At 39.5% G+C, this 21508-nt stretch carries 21 protein-coding genes; 11 read left to right on the forward strand and 10 right to left on the reverse strand.

The genetic code is table 11. From position 1 onward, the window contains the following. Window positions 1-134: 134 nt before the first annotated feature. The 5 genes from GLP24_RS18590 to GLP24_RS18610 all read left to right on the forward strand — a co-directional run bounded on the left by GLP24_RS18590 (window position 135) and on the right by GLP24_RS18610 (window position 6206). Window positions 135-785, forward strand: a complete 651-nt coding sequence (locus GLP24_RS18590; protein ID WP_101767608.1) for a TnsA endonuclease N-terminal domain-containing protein — start codon at window positions 135-137, stop codon at window positions 783-785. Further along, the gene (locus GLP24_RS18595; protein ID WP_167388507.1) at window positions 772-2796 is read left to right on the forward strand and encodes a Mu transposase C-terminal domain-containing protein; all 2025 of its coding nucleotides are present in this window, start codon (window positions 772-774) and stop codon (window positions 2794-2796) included. Before GLP24_RS18590 ends, GLP24_RS18595 begins: the two co-directional genes overlap by 14 nt. After that, on the forward strand, window positions 2796-3689 hold the full coding sequence (locus GLP24_RS18600) for a TniB family NTP-binding protein (RefSeq protein WP_101767606.1): 894 nt from the start codon (window positions 2796-2798) through the stop codon (window positions 3687-3689). The genes GLP24_RS18595 and GLP24_RS18600 overlap by 1 nt, the downstream gene beginning before the upstream one ends. Beyond that, a complete protein-coding gene (locus tag GLP24_RS18605) occupies window positions 3647-4804 on the forward strand; it encodes a TniQ family protein (RefSeq protein WP_101767605.1) in 1158 nt (385 codons plus the stop codon). The genes GLP24_RS18600 and GLP24_RS18605 overlap by 43 nt, the downstream gene beginning before the upstream one ends. Window positions 4805-5246: 442 nt before the next feature. Then, entirely contained in the window at window positions 5247-6206 is a 960-nt protein-coding gene (locus GLP24_RS18610) for a hypothetical protein (RefSeq protein WP_144043146.1), read from the forward strand. Window positions 6207-6421: 215 nt separating this feature from the next. On the opposite strand, the gene GLP24_RS18615 is transcribed toward GLP24_RS18610, so the two are convergent. The 4 genes from GLP24_RS18615 to GLP24_RS18630 all read right to left on the reverse strand — a co-directional run bounded on the left by GLP24_RS18615 (window position 6422) and on the right by GLP24_RS18630 (window position 10146). Then, window positions 6422-6790, reverse strand: a complete 369-nt coding sequence (locus GLP24_RS18615; protein WP_101767603.1) for a hypothetical protein — start codon at window positions 6788-6790, stop codon at window positions 6422-6424. Between the two features lie 279 nt (window positions 6791-7069). Next, window positions 7070-8233: an MFS transporter gene (locus GLP24_RS18620; RefSeq protein WP_101767602.1), complete on the reverse strand. Its 1164-nt coding sequence runs from the start codon at window positions 8231-8233 to the stop codon at window positions 7070-7072. A gap of 228 nt (window positions 8234-8461) precedes the next feature. Beyond that, window positions 8462-9076, reverse strand: a complete 615-nt coding sequence (locus GLP24_RS18625) for a nitroreductase family protein (RefSeq protein WP_101767601.1) — start codon at window positions 9074-9076, stop codon at window positions 8462-8464. Between the two features lie 107 nt (window positions 9077-9183). Next, a complete protein-coding gene (locus GLP24_RS18630) occupies window positions 9184-10146 on the reverse strand; it encodes a DMT family transporter (RefSeq protein ID WP_101767600.1) in 963 nt (320 codons plus the stop codon). Window positions 10147-10316: 170 nt separating this feature from the next. Here GLP24_RS18630 and GLP24_RS18635 point away from each other — a divergent pair, with 170 nt between their 5' ends. Together GLP24_RS18635 and GLP24_RS18640 are read left to right on the forward strand one after the other, a co-directional pair. Beyond that, the gene (locus tag GLP24_RS18635; RefSeq protein WP_232616396.1) at window positions 10317-10835 is read left to right on the forward strand and encodes a MarR family winged helix-turn-helix transcriptional regulator; all 519 of its coding nucleotides are present in this window, start codon (window positions 10317-10319) and stop codon (window positions 10833-10835) included. A 247-nt stretch (window positions 10836-11082) separates the two neighbouring features. After that, window positions 11083-12297: an IS256 family transposase gene (locus GLP24_RS18640; RefSeq protein WP_101767598.1), complete on the forward strand. Its 1215-nt coding sequence runs from the start codon at window positions 11083-11085 to the stop codon at window positions 12295-12297. An 83-nt stretch (window positions 12298-12380) separates the two neighbouring features. On the opposite strand, the gene GLP24_RS18645 is transcribed toward GLP24_RS18640, so the two are convergent. Next, complete coding sequence (locus GLP24_RS18645; protein ID WP_101767597.1) at window positions 12381-13418, reverse strand: DUF5677 domain-containing protein; 1038 nt, start codon at window positions 13416-13418, stop codon at window positions 12381-12383. 144 nt (window positions 13419-13562) lie between these two features. Between GLP24_RS18645 and tnpA the strand changes: the two genes are divergently transcribed. The 3 genes from tnpA to tnpC are packed head-to-tail and all read left to right on the forward strand — an operon-like array spanning window position 13563 to window position 15802. After that, window positions 13563-13868: an IS66 family insertion sequence element accessory protein TnpA gene (gene tnpA, locus GLP24_RS18650; RefSeq protein ID WP_010555472.1), complete on the forward strand. Its 306-nt coding sequence runs from the start codon at window positions 13563-13565 to the stop codon at window positions 13866-13868. Further along, window positions 13865-14218, forward strand: a complete 354-nt coding sequence (tnpB, locus tag GLP24_RS18655; RefSeq protein ID WP_024605589.1) for an IS66 family insertion sequence element accessory protein TnpB — start codon at window positions 13865-13867, stop codon at window positions 14216-14218. The genes tnpA and tnpB overlap by 4 nt, the downstream gene beginning before the upstream one ends. 57 nt (window positions 14219-14275) lie before the next feature. After that, window positions 14276-15802, forward strand: coding sequence for an IS66 family transposase (gene tnpC, locus GLP24_RS18660; RefSeq protein WP_373322852.1), 1527 nt, complete (start codon window positions 14276-14278; stop codon window positions 15800-15802). Between the two features lie 110 nt (window positions 15803-15912). On the opposite strand, the gene GLP24_RS18665 is transcribed toward tnpC, so the two are convergent. The 3 genes from GLP24_RS18665 to GLP24_RS18675 are packed head-to-tail and all read right to left on the reverse strand — an operon-like array spanning window position 15913 to window position 17989. Then, window positions 15913-16359 (reverse strand): hypothetical protein, encoded by a 447-nt coding sequence (locus GLP24_RS18665; RefSeq protein WP_101767631.1) that lies wholly within the window; start codon window positions 16357-16359, stop codon window positions 15913-15915. Window positions 16360-16403: 44 nt separating this feature from the next. Further along, the gene (locus GLP24_RS18670) at window positions 16404-17354 is read right to left on the reverse strand and encodes a hypothetical protein (RefSeq protein WP_101767595.1); all 951 of its coding nucleotides are present in this window, start codon (window positions 17352-17354) and stop codon (window positions 16404-16406) included. Next, the gene (locus GLP24_RS18675; protein WP_101767594.1) at window positions 17351-17989 is read right to left on the reverse strand and encodes a Fe(II)-2OG oxygenase family protein; all 639 of its coding nucleotides are present in this window, start codon (window positions 17987-17989) and stop codon (window positions 17351-17353) included. The genes GLP24_RS18670 and GLP24_RS18675 overlap by 4 nt, the downstream gene beginning before the upstream one ends. 340 nt (window positions 17990-18329) lie before the next feature. Between GLP24_RS18675 and GLP24_RS18680 the strand changes: the two genes are divergently transcribed. Further along, window positions 18330-19088 carry an IS5 family transposase gene (locus GLP24_RS18680; protein WP_101767593.1) on the forward strand — a complete coding sequence of 253 codons (759 nt, stop codon included), beginning with the start codon at window positions 18330-18332 and terminating at the stop codon, window positions 19086-19088. A 31-nt stretch (window positions 19089-19119) separates the two neighbouring features. On the opposite strand, the gene GLP24_RS18685 is transcribed toward GLP24_RS18680, so the two are convergent. Together GLP24_RS18685 and GLP24_RS18690 are read right to left on the reverse strand one after the other, a co-directional pair. After that, entirely contained in the window at window positions 19120-19584 is a 465-nt protein-coding gene (locus GLP24_RS18685; RefSeq protein ID WP_267893085.1) for a Tn7-like element transposition protein TnsE, read from the reverse strand. Window positions 19585-19683: 99 nt separating this feature from the next. Beyond that, the gene (locus tag GLP24_RS18690; RefSeq protein WP_101767591.1) at window positions 19684-21372 is read right to left on the reverse strand and encodes a hypothetical protein; all 1689 of its coding nucleotides are present in this window, start codon (window positions 21370-21372) and stop codon (window positions 19684-19686) included. Window positions 21373-21508: the final 136 nt, after the last annotated feature.

A 21508-nucleotide genomic window follows, 5' to 3' on the forward strand; every position in this document is an offset into this window, starting at 1 on the left:
TGTCAATTCCAACAATAAGTGTCATAATTAGACATCATTTCTTTATCTACATCCAATTATTACCTAGATTAAATGTCAAATATTACCAGTAATAAGTGTCAGATTCTTACAAATTACCAGAAATAGGTGTCATAATGTTCAAACATCAAGCTCGTAAAATAAAACCGACAAGACGGAGTGTTTCAGGTGTCATTTCTTACAAGAAAAAGCCGCTTGCTTACGAATCGACTTTAGAAAGAGATTTTATTATTTATCATGCTTTTCGGGAAGATGTTAAGAACATCACACCTCAGCCTGTGAAGATACCTTTTAATAAAAATGGCAGAACCTATCGTTATACGCCTGATTATTATGTGGAGTTAGATGCTAAATCGGGTAAGTCGTTTATTGCAGAGGTTAAACCAAAACGAGAGTGGCAACTAAACTGGCGTGATTGGTCTGACAAGTGGAAGGCAGCTAAACTGTATTGTAAGGAAAAAGGTATCAGATTCATCATATTCGATGAAGACAGGATTAGACATGAGGCGCTTGATAACATTAACTTTCTGAGAACTTATGAAACCATAAGAATTAATAACGAAGAGGTTGAAGTAATACTCACTGATATTAAGCAACGTGGCATCACTAGTGTTGACTATATCTTAGAGAGGTACTTCAAATCTAAGCTTTACCGACATGATGGACAGGCTCTGGTTTGGCACCTAATGGCAAATAAGCAAATCGGGTTTGATATTTGGGATGACGTTAAAGACCCGCAAATGGAGGTCTGGCATGTTGGACACTGAAATCGTAACCAAACCAATAGGACTAAGGATGAGTTCTCATTTCGACACTAACAGTAAATATAGCCGTGACCATATTCAAATGGTGCTTGGCGGCATTTATCGTAATAAAACTGATAACGATGAGTACCAGCTTATCGAGTACCTTGATGATCTAAATCAAGCCGTGTTTAAAAACTTGCAAACACTGAGAAATCAAGTTTTATCAATCCATGACTTCGATAACGTGATAGACGGTGCAAATACTTCTGTTGTCATCGATCTTAATGATATTGGCGATGATGAATGGCAAGAAGCTCAAAAGAAGTACTTAGCTATCACCCCACTCATTATGGAGGACGACTGGTATGGCGAGGACAACTATCGAGGTGAACAGGGTTATGAGAGAAGATCTAAAGAAGTTGGGGTTTCTAGTCGTACTCTTAGACGATGGGTTGACGCTTATCAATCGACAGGCTCAATTGGATCCTTAATTGATCAAAAAAGAGGCTGGAGAAAAGGGGCTAAACGTCTAAATGGTGAGACAGAAAACCTTATTAGCGAAGTCATCAATAATTTTTACCTTACTGTTCAAAGACCTAATGTGCAAGCCACTATCAGAGAGATTCATAGGCGTTGTTATGTAGAGGATATTGAGAAACCTAGTAAGAACACCATCCGTAACCGTATCAAAGAAATCAAAGAGAAAGACCTATTGCGCGGTCGTGGTCAGAGAAAACGTGCAAAACAAAAATTCACCGCTAAAGCAGGTCAGTTTCCTGACGCCAACTACCCTCTCAGTGTTATTCAGATAGACCACACACCAGTAGATTTGATACTGGTTGATGATAAGCATAGAAGACCTATTGGTAGACCATTCATTACAGTGGCTATTGATGTCTATAGTCGCATGGTTACAGGCTATTATATTTCACTAGATGCGCCCTCTGTTACTTCGGTTAGTATGTGCATCTCACGAAGTATTTTACCAAAAGATGAGTTGTTGCTTGAGTTTGGATTATCCGATGTGAAATGGAATGTCTTCGGTATGCCTAAAAAAATCCACGTCGATAATGGTTCTGATTTTAGAGCTGAGAGTTTGCAGAAGTCTTGCGCCTTTCATGGTATCAATCTTGAATTTAGGCCAGTAGCAAGACCTGAGTATGGTGGTCATATTGAACGATTGATTGGCACTATAATGAAGCGTGTACATGAATTGCCGGGCACTACTTTCTCTAACATTAAAGAAAAAGACGAATACAACTCTGAAAAACATGCCAGTTTAACCTTGCATGAGTTTGAAAAATGGTTCTTGACCTACATCACGATGGATTATCACGAAAGTATACATTCAAGCATTGAACGTAGCCCTAAAGAACAGTGGCGCATAGGTATATTTGGTGAAGGCTTTGAAAGCGGTATTGGATTACCACCAATCCCATCAGACCGTCATACGCTGGTACTGGATTTTATGCCGAGTGCCCTGCGTACTATTCAAAGGAATGGAACAACAATAGATGGCTTGCAATATTACGATGCTTGCTTAAACAACTTCATTAATCATACTGATGACAATGGTAATAAGACTAAGTTTATCTTTAGGCAAGATCCAAGGGATATTACTAGAATATGGTTTTATGATCCTGAGTTACTACAATACTTTCCTGTACCACTAGCAAATCAAGTTCTGCCGCCAATTAGCCTTTGGGAGTATAGGAAAGTTTATAAGCAAGTCAAACAGGAGTCAGGAACTGTTAACGAGGCGCTGATATATCAAGCATTACAAGATATGCAGACCATAGTTGAAGAGTCTAAAAATACGACTAAAAAGGTACTTAGAAGTGAGCAGCGTAAAAAATCTCATACTAAATCGCAAACAATGTACGGTAAGTTGAAATCAGATGAAAGTGAAGAGGTAGATATACTAGACACGTTGCCAGAATCGACTAGGATTTTAAACAAAAAGGCGGTAGAGACAAGCCTTGATGAGTCTGATGACAATGATGACAATCTATACTTTGAGGATATTGACTGATGAGCGAATCTTTATACACCCACATTCATGAAAAATTTAGGCATATCGCTCATCTACCCGATAAAGAAAGGATTGAATTTATCCACTCTCCAAGGTGGGTAGGCTACAACACAGCAAATCAGGTTATTGATGTTATGCAGGGATTGATGAACCATGTAAAGCAACATCGTATGCCAAACTTGCTGCTTATTGGAGATTCCAATAATGGCAAAACCACAATCATAAATCGTTTTTATGATAAGTTCGGAGAAAATCATACGGTTGATGAGACATTAGTTATACCTATAGTCAAAATCCAAGCGCCTCCAACTGCCAGTGAAAAGGATTTGTACATCTCTATTATTGAAGCGTTTAAGCTGCCATACAGACCAACCGATGCTGCCAATAAATTGAGATACCAAGTCGTTAACGCCTTTAGACACACCAACGTCAAGATACTAATTATTGACGAAGTTCATTCAATGCTTACGGGTACAGCCAGACAGCAACGAGCCATTATGAATGTTATCAAATTCTTATGTAACGAATTGCTTATGCCTATCGTGCTTTGTGGCACTAAAGACGCTGTTCGTATTCTACACACTGACCCACAACACGCTAGTCGCTTTGATGTCGCTGAGCTTTCTTTATGGTCAAATGATAAAGAGTTTAAGCGTCTGGTTGGTAGTTTTGAGAAGATTTTACCACTTAAAAAGCCGTCTAAACTCATTGAGACTGAAAAGGTCAATTTAATCTATAGCATTAGCACAGGCAACCTTGGCGATGTTAAGCGTTTAATTAACGATTGCGCTATTAACGCCATTGAGTCAGGTGAAGAAGAAATCACTGTTGAGAGTATCAGGGGCAAGTCATGTCTAAAACCGACCAAAGGGCTACGCAGAATTATTGGGTAAAACCACTGACTTTTGCCACACCTTTTCTATACGGTGAGAGCTTAACATCTTGGCTAGTACGCGCCGCGCTTAGACACGGATGTAGTCCTTTGACCTTTACCTACTACTACTGGCCTAAGTATCGTATTTGGACATATGACGTTGATAAAGGTTTTAATCATATCGATGGACAAATCAGATCTGATATTGCAACTCTAGCAGGTCACAACATCGATACTTTCGATAATCAAATATTGATCGACTTCTTGGATGATACGTCAGTTAAATCAGACAACAAAAAACCTCTACTTTGGACAGCACCTTTATCAAAACGCAACCGCTATTCAAGGCTAGGTTATCCCTTTTGTCCTGACTGCATGAGCGATGATAAAGAGGCTTACCTTAAGTTGCAATGGCGCTTTACATGGTCTGTCTGCTGCTCTAAGCATAAGACATTCTTGCAGGTAGATTGTGGGTACTGCAATCAGCCTTATCAGCCCCAGCTTTTAAGTGCAGAGCAGCAGTTCATCAATCGCTGTCACTCCTGTCTTTATAAGATAGATAAAGCTATATCAGATATAAAGCCAAGCGCTGCGCTTGATAAGTTTCAATTGCTTGCTGATCAGGCTTTTTTCAGTAAGCAAGGCATTGTTTTGGGGCAATTGGTCAGTATGGCTCAGTGGTTTGAGTACCTGCTATTTTTAATAAATCTAGTCAGGCGAGGTCTGCACAATCCCAACTATATGTTCGGCAAGCTACTGACTGTACTAGAGATTGATACTAGCGCTTTATCACTACCCAAAACGGCACTCAGATTTGATTATTTGCCGATAGAAGAACGAGCGGTATTGCTTGAGTGCGCCTACTACCTATTGCAAGTTGACGGTGATGAGTGGATCAAGGCTTGCTTAGCTCTTAATATTACCCAAAACAGCTTCCAGTGGTCAAAGTACACGGTTATACCTAAAGCCTTTAGCGAGGTATGCGATCAGCTCCATAGAGTACCTACGCGGCAACACAAAGCACAATCAGTGGATATACAACCCGCCTCACCCAAAGCGGTAATGACGGCATGGAATAGACTTAAGCGCAAGATGCAGATGAGAGAAAGTTATGACAAGCATAGAGAAGACTAAACATCGATGCAACTCCTGCGGTAATAAAAACGTTGAGATAAAAAGACGCTATAAAGATGATACCTATTGCGCCAATTGTTATCGCATATGGTTTGTTAAAAAGCCTTGTAGTCAGTGCGGTAAGATAAATCGTCTGCATAAAAAAGAGGACTTTGCCGTCTGTAGATCTTGTCGTATGAGTCAGCCCTGCATTCGTTGTGGCGGCGCGACGGTTAAAAATGGAGCTAATACGGAGTATGGACGAGTCTGTCAGATATGCTATCAGGGCTACTTTAAGGCTGAAAAGGAATGCTTTGAGTGCGGTAAGTTTAAAAGAGGTGTTAGTCGCTACTCTAAACTATCTCATGATCAGGCGGTGTGTGTCACCTGCTATCAAGGGCACTTTAGAGCGACATGCCCTCGATGTCACAAGTATAGAGAGCTTGTTGATACTGAGGAAGGTATGGCGTGTCAAAAATGCCATGACTTAGGTGAGATCCCCTGCGAGAGTTGCGATAAGCTTATGCCTGCGGGTATGGGTAAAAGATGTGATGACTGTTACTGGTCACAAAGATTAGAGCTTGAGACAAGGACTAACTCCTACCTTTTATCGTCCGATCTGATGAGACAAGCTTATACTGCTTTTACAATATGGTTTAAGGCCGAGCTTGGTAGCAAGACCGCCACTCTTAAACATACCCATTTCATCAATTTCTTTGTTCACTGTGATGAGCTATGGGGCAAGATACCCTGTTATGAATCACTGGTACATGAGTTCAAGCCAAATGGACTACGTGAGTACCTCACGGTACTGCGGTGGCTGATTAAAACTAAGCAAGTTGTGGTAGATCCCAAGATTAAAGATCAGATTGCAGAGGACGAGCGCATTGTTAACTTGCTGGCTAAACTTGACGGTAAAGTGCCTCGTTGCATCATTGAATATCATCAATATTTAGAGCAAAAACTGCTTATGGGTAAAACCTCGCTTAAATCCGTCAGATTAGCCTTGCAGCCTGCAATAGACCTATGTACTAAATACGACATCGAAGGCTTGCATACGCCAAGTCAGGAACAATTGGATGGGTATTTGCTAGTTAAGCAAGGTCAGTACAGCGCATTATATGGTTTCATCGCTTTTTTGAACAAAAGTTACGGTTTGAACTTGGCTTGCAACAAGCCTAGTAAGGATGATGTTCAAAAGCTCAAGAAGAAAGAGATTGAACAGAAAATGATGGTGCTTTATGACCAACCTAAACCGTTATCGGACAAGGATGAACTGATGTGGATACAGATGAGTATGAGTTATTTTCATCAGGTGGATATTCAAGTGAAGACGCTTAGGACATTACCTACCGAGCCATGCGATGAAGATATGTTTAAAACAGTATTTGATCAAAAAGAGTATTGGCTACCAAAAATATAATAAACACCACACCACTTAGCATCTAGCTGACTAACTTTTAGAATATTGTAATTAAATAGAGATATGTTGGTTGAATTGGGTTATAAAGACACAGAGGACAATATGAATCTTATTTGAACTGCCCGGCGATCGTTGGAGGCTCAGCATCCTGAGAGAGTACAGGGGCAGTTCAGTTTTCATTGGATAATTACCAGTCATACTGAAAAAAAACCTATCTATACTATTTTCAAATCACCAATAGCCACTGAATAACTGGTGATTTGCGCACTTCCCAAAGTTGAATAGCTTGTTTTCTCAATAGTTTGCTGCATCTTATATGGATTGAATAGCTCATCTAAGGTATTGTGAAAACCACAATCATCTAAGCCAAACACGTAATCAAAAAATATTTTGGCCATCGCAGACTGAGGGTGACTGGCATCGCGATAAGATTTGTTAGGGTAGTGCCAACTGCCACTAGATATCTTACCGAAAACTCGTTCAATGTTACCAGAAATAGCGTTTGATGCATGTTTTCGAGTGATATCTGGTTTTTGTGCGAAGGCTGCTGCACTTTCAACTGCTTTCCATATTATGTAATACATGACTGATACAGAGCACTCAGTCAAACATTTTCTAAGTAAGCTTATTAACTTCTCACCAATAGGTGGTGCCAAGTTGTTTAATTTTGCCCTGGTGAGCAGATAGCTTAGACATTCGTATAACTGTATCTGCTGACACCACGTTTCGTACTGAGTATTGGCGACTAAATAATTTATATTTTTTATCGTTCGAGCACCGACCCTTATTTTTGTGAGATCATCAATGTTGTAAGCAAAGTCAAAAATGACCTGATTGTAATCAACCTCTTCCCTTGAGCTATGCTAATAACGAACCACAAAATCTCGTGGAGAGAATTTATTACAAATAGTGAGTAGCAGTAAAACCCCAACAATCATTCCAATCCACGCTCCCGTTAAATCACTTGAAACATCAATCAAAACACCTGCCATGAACGGGAATGCTGAAGCGATTAAGTATCCCCCACCTTGCACAAAAGCTAATAAAGTCACTGCTTGCTTGGCGTTAGAAGCGTAATCAAGCGCTACGATTAAAGATAAAGGAAATAAAGCACCAATCCCTAAACCTAAAATTATAACGGTTAAAAATGCAAGCTTTGAGGGGATATAGATAAGCAATATTAAACCAACTAATATGAGCAATAGAGTGACAAATAATGGCTTTCGGCGATCGTTGAATTTTTTGATAAATATAGAAATTAAGATGCCAGAAACTACTTCTGCCACCGTTAAAATACTTAGTAAAGCGCCAGAAGCATCTCTACTCCACCCAAGCTGGGTGTAATTTAATGGCAACCAAGCTAGAACCAATGTGTATGCGCCTGTTCCTATGCCAAAGAAAAGCATTAACAGCCATGCATTTTTAGATTTTATAGGTAGAGGCAAATAGCCGTTTCTACTGCTCTTGATATGTGGCATATAATAGAAAAACAGTATAATTGCCAATATGGCAGGGATAGCCATAATCGATAAAGCGATATTCCATCCAAATGCTCCTTCTAAAGGAGAGGTTGTAGCAGCTGAGATCGCAGCCCCAGCCATAATGCCTGTTGTAAATAACCCCATAAAAACGCTAGCATTATCTGGCGCAATTCTTTTTAAATAGGCGGGCATCAGAGTTTGGATGATTGCTATACCAATGCCTCCAATGAGAGACGTTATCAGTAGAAGTAATGTAGAGTCAGTAAAAAATCGGTAGCCACAAGAAAGCGCTATCGCCAACAATCCAGCTAATATACCTATATACTCGCTTACTCTAGATTGAATTCTGGGACCTAAAAGCGCAAAGCAGCCCATCATTGCAACTGGCAAAGTAGTCAATAGTCCAGCAGTTTGATTATTTATTCCTATATCGTTTGCTAACACAGGTACGATTGGAGATATCGAGGCCATAATAGGCCTAAGATTAAGACCTACGATTATTGTTATGGTGGCTAGTATCCATTGGCTATAACTAAACTTACTCATTTCCTACCTCACACTCTTGTTTATGTATCTTTTTTAGTTATGAGTCGATGCATCATCACGATTTTAATTGGTTATCTTTTGCAGTAGTACCAAGCAATAATCAAATATACGCTAGCATTTTAAATCTAAAAAGTCGTAAAACTTAATGGCTCTGCCTACTGTATATATTCGAGAAAACCTGACTTTAGGATGTCCAAACATACTGACATTAGCATCAAGGCATTATTACTACAGCCCAAACACTTTGATACGTTCACTGGCTGACTGATAGGTTTTTTCGCCAGCTGGCTCAACGATGTTACCAAATGGCATTTGAGCAACCAGTTCCCACTGCTTAGGAATTGAAAAAGCTGATGCAATATCATTATTGATTAGTGGATTATAATGCTGAAGATTTGCACCAATATTTAAAGCACTCAATTCTAACCACATAGCATATTGATGCATTGCTGAGGTTTGCTGCGCCCAAATAGGAAATCTATCAGCATATAGCTCAAACTTATCTTGTAACGATTGTATAACCTCCTTATCTTCGTAAAACATAACTGTACCCACAGCCGCACGAAAACCATCCATTTTTTGTTTACTACCTGAAAAGTCGTTACTGCCAACCGCCTTACGTAAATGGGTTTCGGTGATATCCCATAGCTGCTTATGCTGCTTACCAAACAACACTACCAGACGTGTCGTCTGTGAGTTGAAGGCTGAAGGGGTATTTAGTATTGTGCGCTCAGCAATATCAATAATTGCTTGTGGTTTTACCGTTAAGTTGCCACCTAAAGCATAAATGGACCGACGTTTAGTGAAGGCTTGTTGCAGGTTGGCTGAATTGGATTGCGGCATATTTTTATCCTTTTAAATTTTGTTAAATAGAATGTTATTTATATCGTGTGATTAAGGTTGGTCAGGCTTATTGAATAAACTTACAAAGGAAATCAAACTTTTTAAATTCAGGTCTTATCAGGCACTTCAAGTTTTTGTTTCGATAGTGTCATCATTTTCATACCACCCCATGTAACAAGTGCTACACCGAGTGCAATCAAAGAGGCGCCTAGAATGAGTCCGTCCGGTGGAGATTCACCTTGTAAAAAAACAGCGACAGGTACACCTACAATTGCTCCAACAGATCCTAATAAGCTTAATAAAACCGGGCCACCCGTTTTTTGAAGTAGAAATAATAACTGAAACTGACCGGCGAATATGAAGGCCTGTAAGGTAATTAAACCAAGTGGCAGGAAACCTCCCAGTGGAACAGTAAGTGAGAAGTCAGGTAGGAGGCTTGTTGCGCCAAGTAAGACTACAGCCGCAATAAGCATGCCTGGAGCAAGCGCATTGGGAGACGCTCCTTCCGGCCAACGCAATGTACGATAGAGGTTACCAATAGCGAGCAAAACAGGGCCACAGAGTGCTATCAAAATCCAAAACACACTGGCATCTGGTGCAGAAAATTTACGGGCAGCTAGGACACCTGCACCGGCAAGTGCAGCTGCAACCCCAAGAGCTCGAACAGTCTGAAATCGCTCCATCCCTAACGCTAGTGCCCCAAGATAGGTGAGAAGTGGTGGTAAGGAAATGATTAGGGCTACAAAACCGGCACCGACATGGGGAATAGCGGAAAAGAAAAGTAAGTTAGAGCCTGCAACGCTGACCAAAGCAGAGATAAAGTAATATTCAAAGCTGCGTTTGTTGAGAGGTGGAAGCTCATGGCGTAGTAACGCAATAACTAACAAGATTGTGGCAGCACCAGCAATTGACCAAAATAAAAAGGCAAGCGGAGACAAACCTATTTCACCCGCATATTTTGCAACGTTGGTAGAGATACCAAGTAACGCGCCTCCAACTAGAAGACACATTAAAGGAACTAACCATACACTTCTACAAGGAGAGCTATTTCGCTCTGTAAATTTAGTCATATAATATCCTAACGGCCGAAAATGACCTTAATGTCAGAATATCATTATATATCTTGATGTCAAGATAATAATATTGCTACTATTACTGCCTATGAGGAATTTTCAGTAGAAATAGACATTCTAATATCTCCAAAATCATAAATATTCTAATCATAACGAGGAGTAAATCAATGCAAACTGAAGGGTGTACACAAGAAGATGCAGTACAGAAGATTATTAGCCAGTGGCAAAACCAAGGATTTGCTACTGATAGTTTGTTAGCAATGGAGACTATAGGCCGTATAAAGCGGTTAGAAGTTATATTAATGCGAAAGCTATCTGCTAACTATAAGATAAATCATCAAATATCACATTGGGAATTTGATGTGTTAGCGACATTACGACGCACAGGCACCCCATATTTAATGAGCCCAACCGTTTTGTTTGATAGCATGATGGTGAGTTCTGGTACGATGACCAATCGCTTACAACATTTAGAAAAGAAGGAACTTATTGAGCGCATTGATAACCCAGAGGACAAACGAAGCTTATTAGTCAAACTAACTTCCAAAGGCCTTAACTTGATCGATAGAGCAATCGCATCACATGTGCAACTAGAGAATGACTTGATGAAGAATATTAGTAAAGAAGAGCTGCTTATCATCAATTTGCTATTAAAGAAAGTTGAAAATCAGCTTCCCAAAACTTAACTCTATATAGAGATAAATAAGATATAAACGAGAATAACTGAACTTACTCTCGAAAAGCTTGCTTAATGTACATTGAAATTACACCGGTAATCCCACCGAAACTCCACAACCTATGAAGGTGGTTGATATCAGTAGCCTACAGCCTTAGATTCAAGTCCTCACTAGGGAACCGAACTAAGGAAGGAGCCTGAGGGAGTTTCCCAAACTTTGTGTAACTGCTTATAATCCACCAACCGGAGAATAAGCAATGACTAACCAATCTGATATTAAAAAGCTGGCTGAGCAAATGGCTGGTAGCATGAAAAGCTTCGATGACATCAAAGACTTCCAAAAGCAGCTCATGCAATCCTTTATCGATACTGCCCTTGAAGCTGAGATGGAAGACCATCTCGGCTACCCCAAACATGAAAAGGCGGATAAGCCAAACAAGCGCAATGGACACACTAAAAAGACCGTCCGCAGTGACACAGGCGATCTTGAGATATCCACCCCAAGAGACCGTGATGGCGCTTTTGAACCTGCCTTAGTGCGTAAGCATCAAAGTCGTATCTCAGGTCTTGATGATAAAATCATATTCCTTTACGCCAAGGGTCAAACCACCACCGAGATTGTAGAGAGCATCAAAGAGCTCTACGACGTTGATATATCAAGCTCTCTTGTCTCAAGAGTCACCGATAACATATTAGATGACATCACCACTTGGCAGAACCGGCCATTGAGTAGTGTTTATCCTATTGTCTATCTAGACTGCATTGTCGTTAAAGTACGTCAAGACAAGCAGATCATCAACAAGGCTGTCTATCTGGCGCTAGGCGTGGGACTTGATGGTAAAAAAGAGCTGCTTGGTATGTGGTTATCAGAGAATGAAGGCGCTAAGTTCTGGCTAGGTGTTCTCACTGAACTACAAAACCGCGGGGTACAAGATATCCTCATTGCCTGTGTCGACGGCTTAAAGGGCTTCCCTGATGCCATTAATACCGTTTACCCCAAAGCCAAGGTTCAGCTGTGTATCGTACACATGGTGCGCTATTCGATGAAGTTTGTACCCTGGACAGACAAAAAGGCCATAGCGGCTGATTTAAAAGCCATCTACAGCGCTGATACGCTTGAGATAGCAGAGGCCAACCTTGAGAACTTTGATGAGGTGTGGGGGGATAAGTATCCGCACGTGGTTAAGTCTTGGCGTAATAACTGGGAGGGCTTAACGGTGTTCTTTGAGTACCCGAAAGACATCAGAAAAGTGATTTATACCACCAATGCGATAGAGTCGCTAAACAGTGTGATTCGGACAGCGGTGAATAAGCGTAAGGTGTTCCCCTCTGATCAGGCAGCGTTTAAGGTAGTCTACCTAGCAACCCAGCAGGCGTCTAAAAAGTGGTCGATGCCAATCCGTAACTGGACGTCTGCCCTGAATCGCTTTATGATTATGTTTGATGACCGTATAAGCAGGCATTTAATCTAAATGGCAGTTACACAGAATTTGGGATGGGCTCGAGCCTGATAGGTTCGCCGTAGTTATACTATGCTGTAGTCAAATCGTTCCGTTTACTCAGACTTGAAAAACAAATCGCCAATATCTTCTTTTAATTTCTCAATTACGTGTTGCGTAATCAAAGTATCAATATTCGAATATATATTAAGTAATCCGACTGAGATCTGCGAAAGAGATAAAGCTGTCAATTGAGCAGGATCAGTCATACCTGAGTTGCTTGCTCCTACTAGCAGAACGTCTTCTTTTGCCTCAGCTAGGCCAAGCTTGCTATTAATACCATGTGCATTTGCATGTATGTTTTGGCTTGCCCATTTATAATATGGTCGAAAGTGATCAAGTTCTACAGCTTCTTCAATATTGAAAAAGTTAGGTTTTTTATTGTTTAATACGTTTGCTGCCCAACCGTAACTAGTCTTGAATTCTTGCCCATACTTACTAAGTAATTCTTCATAAGCTAACTTACATTCCATTAATTCTTCTTCAGAGAATTTAACGATATTTAGTCTTGGCTCGTAGTGATTGTATTGCGTCATACCTTTATAAGACTCTACTACTTCATGTTGACGATAACGAATGGAAAGCTCGTTCTCATGAGTACTTAGAAAAAGAGCTGTAACTACTACCTCATGTAATGCGCGCCATCGTGCGTGAGCACCATCAGCAAAACCGCCTTTAAGTAACCAAAGTATCTCTGAAGAAATATGACAGGCTCTAGCATGTAAGCGAACTAAAGTGTCAAATTTTACATTATTCTCTCGAGCTGCCCGGTCTCTATTGGTATTATTAAAATCTTCCCCTATTTCAGAACATGTAATAATAAAAATCTCTAAAGCATCAAAGCCGCTTTTCCATCTCTCAATATTTCTATCTACGAACCCATCTGCATAGTCTCTAATTAATTTCAGATGATTTTTGGATTCTTTATTTAATGATAAGACAATTGTATCGGCTAACTCTGGGATAGTTTCATTTATGAAATCTGAAGCAGAAGAGTTTATACAAGACTCTAGCTCAGCTTTTGATAAACGACAATCGGCGCTTTCAACAGTCTTATACAACATTTTGTTAAATATGTCTTGGTAAGTATTCATTATTTACTCTAAATTCATATTAATAAGTTATATCAGTTATTGAAAGATGGTGATCAAGATAAACGTAAGCGCGCAATTAACCCCACATACCAATATTAATGCTACCTATGCATAATTTACTCAGCATATTAACCTGAGGTAATTATGAATAAACAGCAAAAAATAAAACACTGGCAAGGCATTTTTGAGCAGCAAAAATCGAGTGGTTTAGCCATCATTCAATTTTGTCGTGATAACAACATTAACGCATCGACTTTCTATGTTTGGCGTAAACGCCTTTCTGACGAAACGATAAGGGTTAAAAAGCAACAGGTGATCCCGTTTGTTATTCATGAGCAAGCCTTTACACACCCTTCAATCATTAAACTCACCACACCAAACGGCTATCAAATAGACTTCGAGTCGACATTAGCGCACCAAGCACTCGCCAAATTATTGAGCGTACTGTGACACCTTGCACCCACCAAGTTTACTTGGTCACGGGATTCACCGACATGCGAAAATCAATCAATGGGTTAAGTATTATTGTCAGCGATACCCTATCTCTCGATCCTTTAAGCCAAGCGTGGTTCGTTTTTTGTAATAAACAACGCGATAAATTAAAAATTTTGTTTTGGGATACCAATGGTTTTTGGCTTTATTATCGTCGCTTAGAGCAAGGACGATTTCAATGGCCAAATCATGCTCAAGCACACGTAGCCATGGGGATTGAACAACGGCAGTTACAATGGTTATTATCTGGCTTACCGGTAAATAATAAAACCCGCCACTCAACTTTATCAGGGTTATCAGTGATGTAAATTAACCAGATCGTTTTTTTTACTTGAACGATCTTTCCCATGTGTCATGCTATTAAAATGCCAGACACTATTCTCATCACCGAACTACAAAATCAGCTTGCACTTATGCAGGCTAAGCTTGATGGCTTAGAAAAAGATAAAATTTCACTGCAAGAAGATAAGGTTGAAATGCAATCGCGGATTGACCACTTGCTTGCTGAGCTTAAGTTAAGTAAATCCCAAAAATACGGTAAAAAAAGTGAAAAAGCCCCACGGGGCACCTTCAATGAAGCGGAGCAGCATAAAACGACTGAGCCGCCTAAACACCATAAGAAAGGTAAACAAATACTGGCTGAGCACTTTGAACGAGAAGAGGTTGAGCACACCTTAACCGAGTTAACGTGTCAGTGTTGCGGTGAACAACTACATCAATGTGGTAGTGAAGACAGCGAGCAAGTGAAGATTATTCCGGCGAAAGTCAGTGTCATTAAGCACAAACAATTTAAATATGCTTGCAGACATTGCGAGCATGAACAATTGGCCAGTAAAATAATCACCGCGCCTAAACCCAAGCAGCCTATTCCTGGCAGCATTGCGAGTCCAGAAGCGTTATCGGCGGTTGTTACGGGCAAATACTGCGATGCCTTACCGCTTTATCGTTTCGTTGACATACTGGGCCGTGGCGGCCTTGAACTATCGCGCGGAACATTAGCTAATTGGTGTATTAAAGCGGGCCTGCTAATCAGCCCCTTAGTGGCAGCCATGCAACGTCACTTGCTTAGTGAGAACAGTTTATGTGCCGATGAAACCCGTACACAAGTGTTAGATGAAGGTGACAACCCTAGCAGCAATTCCTACATGTGGGTTTATCGCAGCAATGAGGTCAGCCGTGAGCCTGTCGTGATTTACGATTACCAAGCAGGTCGAAGTCGCGCTTGCGCAAAAGAATTTCTTGCCGGTTATCAAGGCTATTTACAGTGCGACGGTTACCGTGTTTATGACGGTATTGAAGGCATTACCCCTGTTGGTTGCTGGGCACACGCTAGACGCAAATATAACGATGCCTTAAAAGCAGAGTCGAAAAACAAAGGTCGAGCGCATAAAGCCATCAGCTTTATCAGCCAATTATATAAACTGGAAACCCACGCTAAAAACAAACAGTTATCTCCTCAAGCGCGGTATCAGTTACGACAAGAAAAAGCCTTACCCATATTAATGCACTTTAAAGCGTGGCTTGATGAAGCCGAAGGTAAAGTAACGGCGGGGAGTTATATTGGCAAAGCGATAAAATACACGCTTAATCAATGGCCGAAATTAATGCGGTATAGTGAAGATGGCGAACTAGGGATTGATAATAATATTACTGAGCGAGATATTCGGCCGTTTACCACGGGTAGAAAAAACTGGCTATTCTCAAAATCGGTTAATGGTGCTCAGGCCAGCGCGATACTTTATAGTATTGTGATGACCTGCCGTGCCAATGACATCAATCCTTATTACTACTTTGTGCATTTATTTAAAACGTTGCCGAATCGAGATGAGGGTGATGATGATTTTACCGACCTAATGCCGTGGAATGTGCAGCTAGACTTCGATTATAGCTAAGCGCACTGCTTAAATGCGCGCTTACAGATAAACATGAAGGAATAATTGCTATTGATTTTATCATTTTTCCCAGTAGTCAATGTAGCTGTGCCTGACTCCGTAAAAGTATGCTATTTTTTAGGTAGACTATTAAGAGTATTTATTACCCAGCTTTGCATTTTAGTCCCTTTTTCATACGAATATATGTCGTAAGCTTCAGGGTACATTGATTTAAATTTTTCAAGGAATTCATTAGGTGAGTATTCGCTGTCATTGAAGGCTCTTTGAACAACCCCTAACTTCTTATTAATATCTTTGACTAAGTGACCTTTTCTCTTTCTAGGTAGGTGAACTTGCTCGCCAAAATTTTGTAATGCAAGAAATGCCTTATGTTGAACAGAGTAAACTCTATCGTTCATCATTAAGCGCCACAATATATCAATACTTTGACGACACTTGTACTTCTCAAGTATATCAATTGCCTCATTTCTTGATTTATAACTAATTTTATTATTAGCAAGTGTTTTTAGATTATCAATATCCTCAGGTACAGCATCAATATATTCGTTTTTAGCCATTATAGAATCCATTTTTATATAATTATTAACTTTTGCTGCTATCATTAGAATGGTTCGTTGTTGTCTTCAAACATAGCAGCCCGCATTTCTTCTTCAATATCTATTCCAAAGTAATCCATAGGTAAATAGTGGTTAGTAGCTGTATAGGTATTTCCTAACTCACACGCTACAAGTTTGGAGTAACCCAGTATTTTCAAACCACAAGCTGTACATTCAAAACTGGATGGGAGCATAGATTGTTTCTCAACAATTCCGTCATCGACAATTTCGTTTCTAGGCACACCAATTGAGCTTCCTTGTAATAAAGCAACGCTATTACAAGCAGGGCATTGTACTCTGTGCCCTCTATGCTTATTTGAGAGTAATTCAGCTTGTGCTATTAGTTGCTCTTTTTCCTCTTCCGTCTTTTCATTCCAGATGACGGTATGTGCGTGAATAGTTCCTTTAACAGATTTGGCACTTGCATCGCGTAAAGCTTCTATATGAATTTCCGCTTCGGCAGCAGTTTCCGTTCCAAATAATGTAGATAAGGTTTCTCCTGACGATTCCGATAACACCTTACAAACCCAATAAAACATTGGCATCCATGAGGAAGAACTAACATCGTCAAAAGGTAATGAACCTGAATGTAGCTCACTATTCCTTTTGTTTATATGTATAAGACTAAAGCTCAACATTTCAGTTGTGAAATCAGGAAAAAGACTCTCTGCTCTTCTTAATAAATCAGATATATCTGCAGATTTGGCAATAAATTTTTTCTGATTGGGGGTCTTGTCCAAAGCGTATAAAATATTATTCCAGTCCTTTCCATCAGCAACCAACGTTGGTGATATATTTGAGATAGACGCACGAACTAGTATCTCTAACGTTAAAGCAGACCAAAATCCAAACTCCCAATCAGAATGGTTTTTCTCTAGCATTTTTTCAGCATAGCGTTGAGCTTTAGAAAAAAAGGAATGTTTAGACCATTCATGAGCTGTTCTTGTAATATTCAAATTATCACCTTTTCAAAATAAATTCTTTCTATTTTCCTATTCATTTCTTTCTCAGATATAGGATCTCTTGCATGAACCATTCGCCAATTATCGATCAGTAGACAGTCACCTTCTTTAGCAAGACTCAGGTTGACTGCTTCCGTTATATTTAACTTATCTTGAATAAGTAAGCTTAATTTTTTGGCACTATTATTGATAGGCTTAATGAAAATGGAATCCCATCTAAATATTTCGCCTTCCTTGATTTTTAATATATTGGCAGTTCTATCTAAAGTTTTTCTTGGTTTGAAGTGAGACCTACTAACAAGTACAGAGTCAAGAGAGTCACATAAATATCTGCTATCGATGAGTTTTGTATAAACATTTGGTGCAGGAGTAACACACCTTAGAAGAAAAAACCTTGGTGGAGTATGCCAGTGTGCTAAATCGGTATGAAACGGGAACTCATCGATCCCAAAGTTACCACTGTACGTACTTTCATGTTCATCTTTTTTAAGTCTTGGTGTGAGAGTCTGAACCAAAGGCATTGTTGGAATCTTGAATACATCACCAACGCTTTTTGCTACATCAAGTATTGAGCTATTAGCATCACTTGATATGAAAACATACCCATTTTCTTTTAGTTGATGTAGCAATGCCTCACCCCTTTATACCTATCAGACTATCATTATTATCTACTAACATGGTAAGCGTCTCCAATAAATAGAAGTAATCAAAAGAAGCGATTATTTGTTCTATAATACGATAGAACAGCGTACCCAATACATACTGCTTAAAGTCCTAGCCATCGACTGAGCCCCGAACCTCGTTTGCAATTTGCCAAATTTGGCGGTGTAGTTCGGCACGTTGTTGATTGCTTGTTGTCATAAAAAAGACCTGTAAAATTAGGGGCTGTATAGAATTGGGAGATAGTTGAAAAAAATAAGCAACGCCTTACACTCTTGTTTACCACAACAAAGAGAAAAGGCGTTACTTATGGCTCGTACCATGCTCACTGATGAACAATGGCAAAAGCTGTCTGATATATTGCGACAAATTAACATATATAACAAGCCCAATCTAAGACGAACAGTCGAAGCGATGTTGTACCGCATACGTATTGGCTGTCCATGGCGCGACTTACCAACCTGCTTTGGCAAGTGGTCTACCGTATATCATCAATACCGCTATTGGCGTAAAACGGGTAAATGGCAACAACTGATGTCCATAATGACAGCAGACTACGATAGTGAATGGTTATTTATAGATGGTAGCGTGGTAAAAGCACATCAGCACAGTACAGGCGCTGCCAGTTGTCGTGATGAAGCCATCGGCACCAGCGTTGCTGGCAATAGCAGCAAGTTACATCTCATGGTTGATGCTTGTGGTAACCCTGTTCATGTGGCGCTGACAGGAGGCCAAGTACATGATTCTAAAATGGCCAACGCTTTAATTAAAAGTACCATCAAAAAAGAGACTAAGGCTGTTGTAGCAGACAGAGGCTATGATAGTAGCGACATAAGAGATTGTATCTTTGAACATTGTGCTGAGTCAGTAATACCCGTTAAGTCCAACTCTAAAAGCAATAACGATACGCTAGATTGGTACTTATATCGCTGTCGCCATTTAGTAGAAAACGCCTTTGCTAGGTTAAAACACTTCAGAGGCATTGCTACACGCTATGATAAGCTTAAAGCCAGCTATGAGGCTGCCGTAATTCTCGCTTGTGTCTTTATCTGGCTGCCGCTGATTTGAATTCTATACAGCCCCTAATGTTTATAGAATATCAAGATATGTGGCAATCACCCCAACCATAAGATACTTGTTTAGGTGTTACTCTCGTTTTCAGAGAATAAGAGCAATTTTTTTGCAGTCCACTCAACCATTTTTGTATCACCCTTTCATTGAACTCTTTTTCATAAAAGCCAATAGGATGATGGAGTGTATTGGAATTATCAAACAGCGCCGCCACATCTGTCCAAGATGGGGACCCTTTGACTACCTTTGTCATAAACTCTGGTATTTTGCGTTCAAGTTGGTCGTAGCTGTCAACCTTAACGATAAGCGTCGATAGGCGTGTATCAATATCTGCAGCATACACCTCAAAGAGTGAAAATCCTTGATTAGCATACTGAAATCTAGCTTCCATCATGGTGCGTGGAAGTCCACTTTTTGTCCTGTATCTACGACAGTATTTCACCTTAGGAAGCTCGTGATATTTTATGGTTATATTATCAACAAAATGCTGCACTTCGAACAATTTCTAAGCCCGATGCTTCTACACACCCCTACTCAAATAATTTGGAATATTTTAATGCTCAATAGAGAATTACACAAATACAGAAAACAATTAGTTCACTACTTGCAACCAATTATCTATTGCAGTTTTAACCCAATTGGAACTCTCGCCGTTCGTGTGTTTAAAATATTTGATGGTACTAAATCCAGATATTTCACTTACATCGGCCAACCGACCGTTATTTCTAAATAACTGACTTAAAATTCGTCGTATCGCATCTCTTATAAAGATATCTTCATTTGCTACTTTTATAACAATACCGCTAGTTTGGCTGCCTTTTTTCTGACAATCAAATATATAAAAAAGCCCATGTTTTTCAAAACTCAGACGCATAACGAAAACTACTTCCACACTAGAGTCATACTGCGCTATATGCATGCCATGCACCGTCTCACCAATAAATATATTATCGTTAGCCAAATTTACGCAATCTATGACTACAGGTGAGTAGCCCGAAGTGACTTTAAGATCTTGAGCATAACGTAATAGACGCTCAAAGTTGTTCTTTATTGGATGAATCGCACCACTCTCTACTAGAACTTGGATCCTGCCAATATCACCATTAGCATTGCCGTCCTCTCCATCTGAAAAGGTGTTGGGCTCATGTTGAGGTAACCTTACAACCTTTGAGTTACAAGTATCTATAACTTCATCTAAAGTTAAATCCTCGCTCTTCACAAGCGCCCTTATCTTACCTATCTGCTCTATTCTATGCCTTACTACAGCAGTGGTTATATTATTAGCATCTCTTTGAGCCTCTAATATTATTTCATCAGATTCAATAGTGTTGTAGATTGGTTGAAACTTTAATGTTTGAGGTTCAACACCTTCACCGTATGTGGCAGAATTAGGCTTATCTATCCTGTACTCTATTTCAGATCCCTGTGGCATAGACATACCTAAAATTTCGGTACAAAGTATGGTCTGATCATCAATTTTCAAACCTAATATCTTAAGTTGAATTTCTTGCTTATGATAAGGCTGAGCCATTAGAGAAAGGTACTGCCTATCATTTCTAAGCATTCTTGAATTGAGATTCCAAACTACTTTTTTGGTATAACTATTTGTTTTCAAATAGAATAAGAATACAGCGTCGGCAATTACACATCGATCAGGTATGGTAATCAGATCACCGTAGTTATCATTTATATTCAACCTTTCTTCGGCTTCCTCTTTGTGATAACTAATTAGAACTTTATTGATTTCTTTCGATACCCCATAGTGTGCAACAAAAAATAAAACCGATGGGATAACTATTTTAGTATTACCAGTCTGTACAACGAGGTTTGTATTAGAGTCTGTTTTAATGTCATCAACTGGATAGTTATCAGGCTCAAGAATATAATCGCCTTTATTCGCTGAAATACCAAAATGGTTAGTATATGTAAGGTTTGGGCGTTCTTGTTGCTTATCGTTATATGCATCTAACGTGGTATATAATGTTTCAAAATCGTACTTCTCCTCACAGATACCATCAACCCAAATAGACCCTATAGGTAACTTTAATATTGATTTGATTGATACTCCGACTACAACTTGTTTTTTGGTAGTAGAATTTAGAAAGTACACTTGAACCGTTTTACGTCTACGATAATAGTATATTTTCCCATACCACAGTACGACATACTCAGTCTTTGGATTATAATAACTCCCTAGACATACCTCAAAATATTTTCGGATATTTACCATACCCATATACTTAACTTTTTTACCATTACTCTTGAATAACGTATCAAACATAGCTCACTCTCAATCCATTTGTGTTAGGTAGCGAGTTAGCTATTTTAGTGAGAATTACTTTAAGAGAATAGAGAGTATCAAGGATAGGTTTATGACATCTATTCTTGGAATATGACATCAATTGTTGGAATTGACA

The organism is Photobacterium carnosum (genome assembly GCF_021236965.1).
GTDB classification, from domain to species: domain Bacteria; phylum Pseudomonadota; class Gammaproteobacteria; order Enterobacterales; family Vibrionaceae; genus Photobacterium; species Photobacterium carnosum.

Excerpts from the sequence above, each read along its gene's own strand:
- GLP24_RS18590 (WP_101767608.1), top strand. The coding sequence starts at position 135 with ATGTTCAAACATCAAGCTCGTAAAATAAAACCGACAAGACGGAGTGTT.
- GLP24_RS18595 (WP_167388507.1), top strand. The coding sequence starts at position 772 with ATGTTGGACACTGAAATCGTAACCAAACCAATAGGACTAAGGATGAGT.
- GLP24_RS18600 (WP_101767606.1), top strand. The coding sequence starts at position 2,796 with ATGAGCGAATCTTTATACACCCACATTCATGAAAAATTTAGGCATATC.
- GLP24_RS18605 (WP_101767605.1), top strand. The coding sequence starts at position 3,647 with ATGTCTAAAACCGACCAAAGGGCTACGCAGAATTATTGGGTAAAACCA.
- GLP24_RS18610 (WP_144043146.1), top strand. The coding sequence starts at position 5,247 with ATGGCGTGTCAAAAATGCCATGACTTAGGTGAGATCCCCTGCGAGAGT.
- GLP24_RS18615 (WP_101767603.1), bottom strand. The coding sequence starts at position 6,790 with ATGTATTACATAATATGGAAAGCAGTTGAAAGTGCAGCAGCCTTCGCA.
- GLP24_RS18620 (WP_101767602.1), bottom strand. The coding sequence starts at position 8,233 with ATGAGTAAGTTTAGTTATAGCCAATGGATACTAGCCACCATAACAATA.
- GLP24_RS18625 (WP_101767601.1), bottom strand. The coding sequence starts at position 9,076 with ATGCCGCAATCCAATTCAGCCAACCTGCAACAAGCCTTCACTAAACGT.
- GLP24_RS18630 (WP_101767600.1), bottom strand. The coding sequence starts at position 10,146 with ATGACTAAATTTACAGAGCGAAATAGCTCTCCTTGTAGAAGTGTATGG.
- GLP24_RS18635 (WP_232616396.1), top strand. The coding sequence starts at position 10,317 with ATGCAAACTGAAGGGTGTACACAAGAAGATGCAGTACAGAAGATTATT.
- GLP24_RS18640 (WP_101767598.1), top strand. The coding sequence starts at position 11,083 with ATGACTAACCAATCTGATATTAAAAAGCTGGCTGAGCAAATGGCTGGT.
- GLP24_RS18645 (WP_101767597.1), bottom strand. The coding sequence starts at position 13,418 with ATGAATACTTACCAAGACATATTTAACAAAATGTTGTATAAGACTGTT.
- tnpA (WP_010555472.1), top strand. The coding sequence starts at position 13,563 with ATGAATAAACAGCAAAAAATAAAACACTGGCAAGGCATTTTTGAGCAG.
- tnpC (WP_373322852.1), top strand. The coding sequence starts at position 14,276 with ATGCCAGACACTATTCTCATCACCGAACTACAAAATCAGCTTGCACTT.
- GLP24_RS18665 (WP_101767631.1), bottom strand. The coding sequence starts at position 16,359 with ATGGCTAAAAACGAATATATTGATGCTGTACCTGAGGATATTGATAAT.
- GLP24_RS18680 (WP_101767593.1), top strand. The coding sequence starts at position 18,330 with ATGGCTCGTACCATGCTCACTGATGAACAATGGCAAAAGCTGTCTGAT.
- GLP24_RS18690 (WP_101767591.1), bottom strand. The coding sequence starts at position 21,372 with ATGTTTGATACGTTATTCAAGAGTAATGGTAAAAAAGTTAAGTATATG.